Origin of the sequence: Rhizobium sp. WYJ-E13 (genome assembly GCF_018987265.1) — a bacterium.
In the GTDB taxonomy this organism is placed as follows: Bacteria; Pseudomonadota; Alphaproteobacteria; order Rhizobiales; family Rhizobiaceae; genus Rhizobium.
This window is the reverse complement of sequence record NZ_CP076853.1, coordinates 1,429,878-1,442,234: the sequence shown is the minus strand read 5'-3', so window position 1 is coordinate 1,442,234 and position 12,357 is coordinate 1,429,878. Positions and strand designations below refer to the sequence as shown.

At 59.9% G+C, this 12,357-nt stretch carries 11 protein-coding genes and 1 pseudogene; 5 read left to right on the top strand and 7 right to left on the bottom strand.

Going from position 1 to position 12,357, the window contains the following annotated elements; all coding sequences use genetic code 11:
* Positions 1-27: 27 nt before the first annotated feature.
* Positions 28-1,326, bottom strand: a complete 1,299-nt coding sequence (locus tag KQ933_RS07255; protein ID WP_216758013.1) for an HlyD family type I secretion periplasmic adaptor subunit — start codon at positions 1,324-1,326, stop codon at positions 28-30.
* A complete protein-coding gene (locus KQ933_RS07250) occupies positions 1,323-3,038 on the bottom strand; it encodes a type I secretion system permease/ATPase (protein WP_216758835.1) in 1,716 nt (571 codons plus the stop codon). Before KQ933_RS07250 ends, KQ933_RS07255 begins: the two co-directional genes overlap by 4 nt.
* Positions 3,039-3,295: 257 nt before the next feature.
* Here KQ933_RS07250 and KQ933_RS07245 point away from each other — a divergent pair, with 257 nt between their 5' ends.
* The 5 genes and pseudogenes from KQ933_RS07245 (at position 3,296) to KQ933_RS07225 (ending at position 8,395) form a co-directional block, all read left to right on the top strand.
* On the top strand, positions 3,296-5,644 hold the full coding sequence (locus KQ933_RS07245; protein WP_216758012.1) for a calcium-binding protein: 2,349 nt from the start codon (positions 3,296-3,298) through the stop codon (positions 5,642-5,644).
* Positions 5,645-5,767: 123 nt separating this feature from the next.
* Positions 5,768-6,077: pseudogene (locus KQ933_RS33355) on the top strand (hypothetical protein).
* Positions 6,078-6,117: 40 nt separating this feature from the next.
* Positions 6,118-6,624: a helix-turn-helix domain-containing protein gene (locus tag KQ933_RS07235; protein ID WP_216758010.1), complete on the top strand. Its 507-nt coding sequence runs from the start codon at positions 6,118-6,120 to the stop codon at positions 6,622-6,624.
* Positions 6,625-6,637: 13 nt separating this feature from the next.
* A complete protein-coding gene (fabF, locus tag KQ933_RS07230) occupies positions 6,638-7,903 on the top strand; it encodes a beta-ketoacyl-ACP synthase II (protein WP_216758009.1) in 1,266 nt (421 codons plus the stop codon).
* 63 nt (positions 7,904-7,966) lie between these two features.
* Positions 7,967-8,395: a DUF4864 domain-containing protein gene (locus KQ933_RS07225; RefSeq protein ID WP_216758008.1), complete on the top strand. Its 429-nt coding sequence runs from the start codon at positions 7,967-7,969 to the stop codon at positions 8,393-8,395.
* Here the strand turns inward: KQ933_RS07225 and tgt are convergent, their stop codons facing one another.
* From tgt to coaD, 5 genes are all read right to left on the bottom strand, one after another.
* A complete protein-coding gene (tgt, locus tag KQ933_RS07220) occupies positions 8,396-9,526 on the bottom strand; it encodes a tRNA guanosine(34) transglycosylase Tgt (RefSeq protein WP_216758007.1) in 1,131 nt (376 codons plus the stop codon).
* A complete protein-coding gene (gene queA / locus KQ933_RS07215; RefSeq protein ID WP_216758006.1) occupies positions 9,523-10,608 on the bottom strand; it encodes a tRNA preQ1(34) S-adenosylmethionine ribosyltransferase-isomerase QueA in 1,086 nt (361 codons plus the stop codon). The genes tgt and queA overlap by 4 nt, the downstream gene beginning before the upstream one ends.
* Positions 10,609-10,680: 72 nt before the next feature.
* Positions 10,681-11,190, bottom strand: a complete 510-nt coding sequence (locus tag KQ933_RS07210; protein ID WP_216758005.1) for a peptidylprolyl isomerase — start codon at positions 11,188-11,190, stop codon at positions 10,681-10,683.
* A gap of 25 nt (positions 11,191-11,215) precedes the next feature.
* Positions 11,216-11,788: a peptidylprolyl isomerase gene (locus KQ933_RS07205; RefSeq protein WP_216758004.1), complete on the bottom strand. Its 573-nt coding sequence runs from the start codon at positions 11,786-11,788 to the stop codon at positions 11,216-11,218.
* 25 nt (positions 11,789-11,813) lie between these two features.
* Positions 11,814-12,308, bottom strand: a complete 495-nt coding sequence (gene coaD / locus KQ933_RS07200; protein WP_183729286.1) for a pantetheine-phosphate adenylyltransferase — start codon at positions 12,306-12,308, stop codon at positions 11,814-11,816.
* Between the last annotated feature and the right edge of the window lie 49 nt (positions 12,309-12,357).

Sequence of the window (12,357 nt, the reverse complement as noted above, 5' to 3'; positions counted from 1 at the left end):
ATCCGCGCCCTGCTCTCGCAGGGAAATTCACTCCTCGCGGAACGTGTGGCTGATCTGATCCATCAGCGGCTTGGTCATGTATGAAAGGACGGAACGATCGGCGACCTTGATGAAGACCTCTGCCGGCATGCCGGGGTAGAGCTTCATGTTGCTGAGTTTTTGCAAGCTCGCCGGTTCCGGCTTGATGCGCACGGGGTAGTAGTCGGTGCCGCTGCGCTGCTCGGTCACGACATCGGGCGAAATCGATACGACGTCGCCCTGCACCTCCGGTGTCGTTTTTTGATCGAAGGCGCTGAAACGGATATCGACTTTCTGACCGAGCGTGAGTTGGTCAATATCGCGTGTGGCAATCTTCGCTTCGAGGGTCAAGTCACGCTGATCCGGCGCCAGCAGCATCAACACCTCGCCGGGATTGACGACGCCGCCAACGGTATGGACTGTCAGTTGATAGATGCGACCGCTCATCGGTGCGCGCAGCTCCAGCCGATTCATCTGGTCGACGGCCGCGATGCGACGCTCCTGCATTTCGGCAGTCTTGGCCTCGACATCCGTCAGATCCTTCGAATTCTCGGTCCTGCGATCTTCGTCGAGCTGCAATATCTGCAGGTTGATCTCGGCGATCTTGCCCTCCGCCTGCGCCCGTGAAGACAGCCGCTCGCCGCGATTGCCGTCGAGTTCGACGCGCTGGCGCTTGAGGCCGTTGACCTTCTGCATCGTAACGATCTTCTGGTTGTAAAGCTTGGCGGCGGCATCATATTCCTGATCGACGAGCTTGGTCGCCTCATCGATCGATGCGAGTTGCAGCGTATCGCCCTGTATCTCCTCGGCGAGCTGCGCCTTGCGCTCTTCCAGCTGCTTGCGCATCCCGACCAGTGACGACCGGCGGGCATTGAAAAGCTGGACCTCACCGTCGATCAGGTTCTTGCTGACGTCGATATCCAGCTCATTTGCGGGAATATCGTCGGCGGAGAATTCCGTTGCGCCGATGCGTTCAGCCTGCAGGCGAGCGCGACGGACATAGAGCTGGGCAAGATTGCTGTCGATGATGGCGAGATTGGCTTTCACAGAGGTGCTGTCGAGCCGCAGAAGGACGTCGCCGGCCTGGACGTGCCCCCCTTCCATTGCCATTAGTTCCGACACGATACCGCCCGTAAGGTGCTGAATCTTCTTCACGTTCTGGTCGATAATTACGGTGCCGTGCCCGACCACGGCGTTGGAAAGCGACGTCGAGGCGGCCCAGCCTCCCATGCCGCCGACAAGGGCGACAGACAGGACCCAGACGGACAAGATGTGACGGTTCAGCGAGTGCTGCGATTTCTTCATCATCGGCCCTGCTCCTGACTATCGCCGACGACCTTCAGCGATCCATGTCTCGGTTGCTCCGTCAGATTTTCGGCGCGGAGCACCTTGGCGAGCACCTGATCCTTCGGCCCGAACGCGAGCGCCTGCCCCTCGCGCATTGCCAGCACGAGATCGACGCTGGAGAGTGTGCTTGGCCGGTGAGCAACGACAATGACGATGCCGCCGCGCTGGCGAACGCTCAAGATCGCGCCGGCGAGCGCCGACTCTCCGTCAATGTCTAGATTGGAATTCGGCTCGTCGAGCACGACGAGGAAGGGATCGCAATAGAGCGCCCGAGCAAGGGCGATGCGTTGACGCTGGCCGGCCGAAAGCATGGAGCCGCCCGCCCCTATTTCCGTCTCGTAACCCTTCGGTAGCCGCAGGATCAGCTCATGGACCCCGGCCTTGCGGGCTGCCGCGATGATCTCTGCTGCCTGCGCATCGCTCCGAAAGCGGGCAATATTCTGGGCGACGGTGCCGGCAAAGAGTTCCACATCCTGCGGCAGATAGCCGATATGACGTCCGATCGAGATATCATCCCATTGATCGAGTGCTGCGCCATCGAGGCGCACCGACCCGCGATATGCTGGCCAAAGGCCGACGATAGCACGCACCAGCGAGGATTTGCCCGAGGCGCTCGGGCCGATGACGCCGAGTGCGTTCCCTGCCCGCAGCGTGAAACTGACGCCCTGCACGATGAGCTCTTGCTTGCCGGGGGCGCCACTCGACATCTCCTCGATGGCAAGCTCGCGGGATGGCGCAGGCAGCTCGAGCGGGGAAACTGTCTCGGGCAGCAGGGCCAGTGTCTGGCGCAGCCGCTTCCAGGATTGCTGGGCTGAGACAAAGCCCTTCCAGCTGGCGATCACCTGCTCGACAGGTGCGAGTGCCCGAGATGTCAGGATCGAAGCAGCAATGATGACGCCACCCGAGGCCAGGTTTTCGATGACCAACACGGCACCGGCGGCAAGTACGCCCGACTGCAGCGCCATGCGGAAGATCTTGGATACAATCGAGTAGCCATTGACCGTATCGGCGTTGCCGGATTGAACATCGCGGTAGGCATCGTTGCGTGCGGACCAGCTATCGGCTAGTTCGTCGGCCATGCCCATGGCCTGGACCACTTCTGCATTGCGCTGCGCCGCACTTGCAAGTGCATTTCTCTCGGTCGCAAGTTCATAGGCTTTTTTAGCCGAAGCCTGCGAGCTTCTATTCGTCAGATAGGTCAGCGCCATCAGGATCAGCGCGCCGCAGATAGCAATGATGCCGATGATCGGATGGAACAGAAAACAGATGCCAACATAGAGCGGTACCCAGGGCAAATCGAAAAAGGCTGACGGGCCGGGGCTAGAAAGGAAGCTGCGAACCTGATCGAAGTCCCGTAGCAGGGAAAGGCCGTCACCGGCCACCCTGCCCTTGAGCGGCGCTTTTAGCGTCGCCTTGAACACACGACGGCTCATCACCTCGTCGAAAACACCCGATATCCGGACGAGAATGCGCCCGCGCACGAGATCGAAGCCCCCATGAAAGGCATAGAGCAACAGTGCCAGAAGGGCGAGCGCAATCAGCGACGGGATGCTTCGGCTCGGGATGATGCGGTCATAGACCTGCAGCATGAAGAAGGAGCTGGTAAGATAGAGCACATTGACCAGCGCGCTTGCGACGCCAACGGCGATCAAGCCTCCGCTGCTGCGTCGCATCGCTTCTGCCGCGAGGTCTTTCCCGCCCTTCTGAAATGGCGAGATGGCAAGTCCGTTCAATATCGAATCTCCGTGGAACGTGTGGACTGATTGTACAGGCAAATCAGTCAAGGCTTCGCAAACATGTTGCCAGCAATACAATATGGTAAATGCATCATAACTTTGGCGGATTCAACTGTATAAAGACAAATTGCTTTTGGAGGGAATCACTATACCATCAAAGCAATAAATTCTACTTCCAGGCGAGGAGCACGATAATGGCCCAAGCTATTAGAATTAATGATGTTATCGACTCCTTCGGAATTGATACACACATCGATTATACGGACGGCAAATACTCAAATATCGCAGAAGTTGTTAAAGCCTTGGGATACCTCGGCCTCGACACGGTTCGCGATCATGCCCCCACCCCCGTCTCCGACCCTTACGGTCAAGGCCATCTTGGGGACGCGGCTGACGCCGGCGTGAAATTCGTTTTCGTCTCGGGGCGCGATGACACCCCTGCTACCGTCGTCCAGCGGCTGCATGCCTTCGTGGAGGCGCATCCCGGTTCGATCGTCGGCATCGAAGGTCCGAACGAGGTCAATAATTGGCCGGTTGGCTATAAGGGACTGTCAGGAGAGGCCGCGGCCCTTGCCTATCAAAAGGATCTGTTCAACGCGGTGAATGCCGATCCGCTGTTGAAGGACATTCCCGTTCTCGGCTTTACCGGCTACACGGTCGCCTCGTCCAACGATTACACGACGATCCACACCTATGCGAAGGAGGGCGACCAGCCTTTCTCCTGGCTCCAGCGTGAATCGGGCGACCAGATGAACGCCGATCCCGGCAAACCGCTTACCATCACCGAGATCGGGTACCACACATCGCTGACGGCTGATACCAACGGCGGATGGGAAGGCGTAGACGAGACGACGCAGGCCAAACTGCTTCTCAACACGCTGATGGACGGCGCCTTTCTCGGATCGAAGGGGACCTTCATCTACCAGCTTCTCGATGCCTATGCGGATTCGCAGGGTTCCGATCAGGAAAAACACTTCGGGCTCTTCCGCCTGGATTATTCCCCCAAACCAGCCGCAACGGCGATCCATAATCTGACAGAAATTCTCGATGATGACGGCGCAACACAGGCAACCTTCAATCCGGGGTCACTCAATTATTCGATCAGTGGGCTGCCATCGACGGCGCGCAGCTACCTGACGGAAAAATCTGATGGCAGCTACCAGATCATCATCTGGAACGAGCCCGATATCTGGAACCAGACATCGGACACGGCGATCCAGGCGGCGAAGACCAGTGTCAGCGTCAATCTGGGCGGGGCTTTCGGGACGGTGCAGGTCTACGATCCGCTGACGGGCAACACACCGATCAAGAGCTTCAGCAACATATCCTCACTCAATGTGGATGTGGTCGACCATCCAATCATCATCAACATAGCAGCGGGAGCTGGTGCGTTGCCGGAACCCGGCCACATCTACGGCGGCACCGGAGACGATGTCTTCACCGCCACCTCCCCGACCGAAATCGTCGACGAAAGCGGCGGCGGCGGAACCGATACCGTCATGTCGTCGATCAGCTTCAGCCTGGCGGATACGGCGCATGCGATCGGCGCCATCGAGAATCTGACTCTGACCGGCAACGCCAACATCAACGCCACTGGCAATAGTCTCGCCAATATCCTCATCGGCAATTCCGGGGCGAACGTGCTCGATGGCAGTGCAGGCGCGGATCGTATGCAGGGTGGTGCCGGAAACGATACCTATATCGTCGACAATGCTGATGACGTCGTGGTCGAGGCTGGCGGCTCAGGCAAAGACGCCATCAAATCCTATGTTTCAATCAGTCTGGCCGATACGTATCATGTCACCGGGACTGTGGAGAACCTCACACTGCTCGGCACCTCGGATATTAATGCGACGGGCAACGCGTCGGATAATGTCCTGATCGGCAATTCCGGGGACAACACTATCGATGGTGGCAAGGGTAACGACCGGATGATGGGCGGCCTTGGCAATGACACATACAAAGTGGGTTCGACAAGCGACGTCGTCGACGAAACCGGCGGCAACGGCACCGATACGGTCTCCACGTCCATATCCTACAATCTCGCAAATACACTCGGAACCGTCGAGAATCTCACGCTGACGACCTCGGCGGCGCTCAACGCAACTGGCAATGATGCAGACAATGTCCTGACCGGCAATACTGCCGGCAACATCATTTCCGGTGGCCTTGGAAATGACCGCCTGATTGGTGGCGGTGGTATCGACACCCTGAACGGCGGGGCCGGGGGCGATTATTTTGTATTCAACGTGAAACCGAGCAAGACAAGCAATGTCGACAAGATACAAGATTTCTCCTCAGCTTCCGGGGACAAGATCGTGCTCGACCATGACATCTTCACGGAAATAGACCCATCCAGTTTCTCGTCAGCTAATTTCGTTGTCGGGATCAAGGCAATGGATGCGAATGACAGACTTATCTACAACCAGTCCAGCGGCGCGCTTCTCTATGATGCCGATGGGAATGGACGCGGCGCGGCCGTGCAGATAGCTACGCTTACCAATCTGGCGACGCTTCATCACGACGACTTCCAATTCATCTGACGAGTGAAAGTCTTCGAGCGACGGACCTTGCTGGGGCTCCTTTCCGGAGCCCTTTTCTGCTTGCCGCAGGGGTGATCTGCGCCAGATTGTCGATGCGCTTCAACCAACTAAGCTGAGAGACTATTGCCCTCGATCGTCTATACCGTTCACTTCATCGCGGGCGCATTCCTCACCAACGGCGTACCGCATTTCGTCAGCGGCGCAGCGGCCGACCGTTTCGCACACCTTTCGTCTGCCTGCAGGGAGCGAAGCTCAGTTCACCTCTGACCAATGTCATCTGGGCTGGTACAATTTCCTCATCGCCTTTCTGCTCTTCGCCAATGGGCCGCTCTATATCGGCACGCCAGGCGACACGATTTTTGTTGCGGCAGGCATTCTCGTGACGGGCGTTCTTCTGGCGCGGATCTTCGAGCGGGGCAACGCTCGAACTTGAGACTTGCATGATGCAAGTGACTTCTGTAGTGACTTGCATTATGCAACGAACAAGTTTCGCCAATTTCAAATGCCCGGCGGCGCGCGCGCTCGATAGCGTCGGCGACTGGTGGAGCATGATGATCCTCCGCGATGCCTTTCACGGGCTGACGCGCTTCGACGAATTCCAGAAGAGCCTCGGCGTTGCGCCGAATATCCTGACGCGACGGCTCGCGCATCTGATCGATGAAGGGCTGTTCGAGAAGCGCCTCTATAGTGAGCGCCCTGCCCGCTACGAATATGTGCTGACCGAGAAGGGACGCGATTTCTTTCCGGTTCTGATGGCCCTGTTTTCCTGGGGACGCCGGCACGCTCCGCAAGAGGATCTCGCCTTCCTGCTCGGCAATGCCGCCTCCGGCGAGGAACGCCGGCCCGTGCTGGTGGATGCAGCCAGCGGCGAAGAACTGAAACCCGAGAATACCTGCCTGCTGCCGGGACCGGCCGCTGACGATAGCGACCGCGAACGGATCGCACGCATGCGCGCCTATTACCTCGGCATCGACGCCTAGAAAGGAAGAAGCCATGGAACGCATCGTTGTCACCGGCATGGGACTTGTTTCGCCGCTCGGTGTGGGTGTCGAGACGGCGTGGAAACGGCTTGTCGCTGCCGGTTCCGGCCTGCGCGTGCTGCCAGAGGACGTGGTCGGCGATCTTGCTGCCAAAGTCGGCGGGGTCGTGCCCTCCATCGAGGAGGATGCCGAAGCCGGGTTTGATCTCGACCGAGCCGTTCCGCCCAAGGACCAGAAGAAGATGGACCGCTTCATCCAGTTCGCGATGATGGCGACAGATGAGGCCGTGCGCCAGGCTGGTTGGATGCCCGAGAATGTGGATGCACGCGAACGGACGGCAACGATCATCGCGTCCGGCGTCGGTGGCTTTCCTGCGATCACCGATGCGGTGCGCACGACCGAGACGCGTGGTGTGCGGCGGCTCTCGCCCTTCACCGTACCTTCCTTCCTCGTCAACCTGGCGGCTGGTCAGGTCAGCATCCGCTACGGCTTCAAGGGGCCGCTCGGCGCACCCGTGACGGCCTGCGCGGCAAGTGTCCAGGCCATCGGCGATGCGGCGCGGCTTATCCGGTCCGGCGAGGCTGATGTGGCGATCTGCGGCGGCTCGGAAGCCTGCATCGACAAGGTGAGCCTTGGCGGTTTTGCTGCAGCCCGCGCACTCTCGAGTGGTTTCAACGACAGGCCCGAACTTGCCTCACGTCCCTTCGATACGGCCCGTGACGGCTTCGTGATGGGCGAAGGGGCGGGCATTCTCGTCATCGAGACGCTGGAGCATGCGCTGGCACGCGGCGCGACACCGCTTGCCGAGCTCGTCGGCTACGGCACGGCCGCCGATGCCTATCACATGACCGCGGGACCGGAGGATGGCGATGGCGCCCGCCGGGCAATGGAGACGGCTCTGCGGCAGGCCAGAATTCCAGCCTCCGAGGTCAAGCACCTCAATGCACATGCGACCTCGACACCGGTCGGCGACAAGGGTGAAATCGCGGCAATCGGCACGGTCTTCGGCCGCGATGGCGGCATTGCCGTCAGCGCCACGAAATCGGCGACCGGCCATCTCCTGGGGGCTGCCGGCGGGCTCGAAGCCATCTTCACGATCCTTGCGCTGCGCGACCAGATCGCTCCGCCGACGCGCAATCTGGAGACGGCCGATCCGGCAGCCGAGGGCATCGATCTCGTGGGCAAAATGGTCCGCAAAGTCGCGATGGAATATGCGATCACCAATGGCTTCGGTTTCGGCGGGGTGAATGCCAGCGCCCTCTTCCGCCGCTGGTCCTGAGCAGCCTCTTTTCAAGCGCGCAAAATAGCCTACACTTCTCCGGATACTGCCGGAGATGATCCCATGCGCGCTTTCTTTGCAGTGCTGGTTCTGTGTGCCGCATCCTTGACGTCAGGCATGGTAGTCCATGCCGAAGATCCAGTGCAGACGACACAGACGATGATCGAGGAGCAGATAAGGGCATTCCTCAAGGATGACGCCGATACGGCCTATTCCTTTGCTGCACCGGGTATCAAGGCGATGTATCCGGACAAGGACGTCTTCTTCGCCATGGTGAAGAAGAGTTACGAGCCAGTTTATCATCCCGGCAACTACGCGTTCGGGCGCAGCAGATCGATCGACGACGGCGCTGTCATCTATCAGGAAGTGTTGATCTCAAGCCGCGACGGCAAGGACTGGACGGCGATCTATCAGGTCGCCCGCCAGCCCGACGGCAGCTACAAGATTAATGGCGTGCAGATTGTGCCGAACGCCGACAGCAAGGGCATCTGATCAGACGGGTTCGATATCGCCTCTCGCCCACTCCTCGATCGTTTCCGCCATGAAATCAGCGAAGCGATCTTCAGCGATTGCCTTGCGGATGCCCTGCATCAGTTCCTGATAATAGTTCAGATTGTGCCACGAGAGCAGCATGCCGCCGAGCGCCTCGTTGGCGCGGACGAGATGGTGGAGATAGGCGCGCGAATAATCACGCGTCGCCGGGCAGTTGGACTGTTCGTCGAGCGGGCGCATGTCTTCGGCATGACGGGCGTTGCGGATATTGACCTTGCCGCGGCGGGTAAAGGCCAGACCGTGACGACCCGAACGGGTCGGCATCACGCAGTCGAACATGTCGATGCCGCGGGCAACGGACTTCAAGATATCGTCGGGCGTGCCGACGCCCATCAGATATCGCGGCTTTTCGCCCGGCAGGACCGGAAGCGTCGTTTCCAGCATCTTCAGCATCACGTCCTGCGGCTCGCCGACCGCAAGGCCGCCGACGGCGTAACCCTTCAGGTCGAGCTTCGCCAGTTCTTCGGCCGAGCGGACGCGCAAAGCCGGCACGTCACCGCCCTGCACGATGCCGAACATCGCCTTGCCCGGCTGGTTGCCGAAAGCGACCTTGCAGCGCTCGGCCCAGCGCAGCGACAGTTCCATGGCGCGCTCGATTTCCTTGGGCTCGGCCGGCAGAGCCACGCATTCATCGAGCTGCATCTGGATATCCGAGCCGAGCAGCCCCTGGATTTCGATGGAGCGCTCCGGCGACATGTGATGCAGGCTGCCGTCGACATGCGACTTGAAGGTGACGCCCTGCTCATCGAGCTTGCGCAGACCAGACAGCGACATGACCTGAAAGCCGCCGGAATCCGTCAGGATCGGATGCTCCCAGCGGATGAGCTTGTGCAAGCCACCGAGGCGAGCGACACGCTCGGCCGTCGGGCGCAGCATCAAGTGATAGGTATTGCCGAGAATGATATCGGCGCCGGTCTCACGCACCTGGTCGAGATACATGGCCTTGACCGTGCCGACCGTACCGACAGGCATGAAAGCCGGGGTGCGGATCGTGCCGCGCGGCATGGAAATCTCGCCTAGGCGTGCGCCACCATCGGTCTTCTTCAGGGTGAACTGGAAGTTCTCGGTCATTTGTCTTTCCGGAAAAGAAGGCTCGCGTCGCCGTAGGAGTAGAAGCGGTAGCCTGTCGAGATGGCATGTTCGTAGGCCGCGTGCATGGTTTCGAAGCCAGCGAAGGCCGAGACCAGCATGAAGAGCGTCGAACGCGGCAGATGGAAGTTCGTCATGAGAATATCGACCGCCTTGAAGCGGTAGCCGGGCGTGATGAAGATGCCGGTGGCGCCTGCCCAAGGCTGGATCTTACCGCTCTCGTCGGCAGCACTTTCGATCAGCCGAAGCGAGGTCGTGCCGACGCAGATGATGCGCCCGCCCCGTTCCCGCACGGCATTCAGCCTCGCGGCGATCTCAGCGCTGACATAGCCGCTTTCGAGATGCATCTTGTGATCGTCGGTATCGTCAGCCTTGACCGGCAGGAAGGTGCCGGCACCGACATGCAGCGTCACGAAATGGCGCTCGATACCGGCCTTGTCGAGCGCCTCGAATAGACCGGGCGTGAAATGCAATCCGGCGGTGGGGGCGGCGACGGCGCCCTCCTCCCGCGCATAGATGGTCTGGTAATCGGCGCGGTCGCGTTCGTCCTCCGGACGCTTGGCGGCGATATAGGGCGGCAGCGGAATGTGGCCGACGCTGGCAATCGCTTCGTCCAGCACAGGGCCGGAGAGATCGAAGGCGAGCGTCACTTCACCCGCCTCACCCTTTTCCTCGACGGTGGCATCGAGAGAGCCGATCATGCAGCTTTCGCCGCTGTGGCCGAAGGCAATACGGTCGCCCTCCTTGAGGCGCTTACCGGGCTTGGCGAAAGCCTTCCACTTGTTGGCGCCTATGCGCATGTGGAGTGTGGCCGACACCTGCTGACCACCAGCACCCTCGCGATGGCGGATGCCTTCAAGCTGAGCCGGAATGACCTTGGTATCGTTGAAGACCAGTGCGTCGCCAGCCTTCAGGAAAGAAGGAAGGTCGAAGACGTGATGATCAGACAGCACCGTCTGCGCATTCGGATCGACAACGAGCAGGCGTGCGCTGTCGCGCGGCTCGGCGGGCCGCAGCGCAATGCGTTCATCCGGCAGGTCGAAATCGAAGAGGTCTACGCGCATTGGGGCACTTCCAGGCAAAGCGAAACCCGCCCCGCGCTCTCGCGCAAGGGCGGGTTTCAGCAGAAATCACAATCAGACGTCGGCGGCAACCCGCATGGAGACGATCGAATCCGGATCGGAGACGGGCTCGCCCTTCTTGATCTTGTCGATGTTTTCCATGCCTTCGATGACCTGACCCCAGACGGAATACTGCTTGTTCAGCCACGGAGCGTCAGTGAAGCAGATGAAGAACTGGGAGTTTGCCGAGTTCGGGCTCTGCGAGCGAGCCATAGAGCAGGTGCCGCGAACGTGCGGCGTTGCAGAGAATTCCGCCTTGAGATCGTCCTTGGAAGAACCGCCCATGCCGGCCCGGCCCGGGTTGAAGCTCTCGCCGCCCTTCTTTCCATACTGCACGTCGCCGGTCTGCGCCATGAAATCGGCGATGACGCGGTGGAAGACAACGCCGTCATAGGCCTTCTCGCGGGCGAGTTCCTTAATGCGCTTGACATGCTCGGGCGCGACCTGCGGCAGAAGCTGGATGACAACCTTGCCCTTGGTGGTTTCCAGAATGATGGTGTTTTCCGGATCCTTGATCTCGGCCATTGTCGTTCTCCTTCTCGTCTTGAACTTACTTCTTGCCCAGCGTGACCTTGATCATGCGGTCAGGATTGCTGACTTCGCCGTTCTGGCCTTCGCCCTTCTTGATCTTGTCGACGTTTTCCATGCCCGAAACAACCTTGCCGACGACCGTGTACTGACCATTCAGGAAGGAACCGTCAGCAAACATGATGAAGAACTGCGAGTTGGCGGAATTCGGATCCTGTGAGCGTGCCATGCCGACCGTACCACGGACGAAGGGCGTCTTGGAAAACTCAGCCGGGAGGTCGGGCAGATCGGAACCGCCGGTCCCAGCCTGGCCCGCATCAAAGTTCTTTTCCATGTTGCCGTATTTCACATCGCCAGTCTGGGCCATGAAGCCGGGAATGACGCGGTGGAAGGCAACATTGTCATACTCGCCCTTCTTCACCAGCGCCTCGATCTGCGCAACGTGCTTCGGCGCGACATCGGGCATCAGTTGAATAACGACCGGGCCACTCTTCAACTGGATGGTGACGTAGTGATCGGCAGCCTGCGCAAAAGCGTCGCCCGCGAAGGAGGCGAGATAGAGCACGCCGGCAAATGCAAGATAGAAGAGTTTCATGTGAGCTCCGTTGAGGCGATGCCGCCTAGGCTTTGCGCTTGGATTTCAGGGCTTGCAAGACGGCCGCCGGCACGAAGGCGCTGACGTCGCCGCCCATGGCTGCGATCTGTCGTACCAATGTGGCGGTAATAGGCCGCGAGGCCGTGCCTGCCGGCAGAAAGATGGTCTGGATATCGGGCGCCATCTGCCGGTTCATGCCGGCCATCTGCATTTCGTAATCAAGATCGGTGCCGTCGCGCAGGCCGCGGATCAGCAGGCTTGCGCGATGCGCGCGTGCGGCGTCGACGACGAGATTGTCGAAGGAAACGACGTCGATATGCGCGCTCTTTTCCGGCAAGACCTCGGCCAGCGACGCGCGGATCAACGCTGCCTTTTCCTCGAAGGAGAAGAGCGGTGCCTTGCCAGGGTGGATGCCGATCGCAACGATCACTTTCTCGGCGACGTTTAGCGCCTGCACCAGCACATCAACGTGTCCGTTGGTGATCGGGTCGAAGGACCCCGGATAGAAAGCTGTCGTCATCTGGCCCGGCCGTTTGTTTCACGCCTTTTGTCATGGAAGCCCGTTTCTC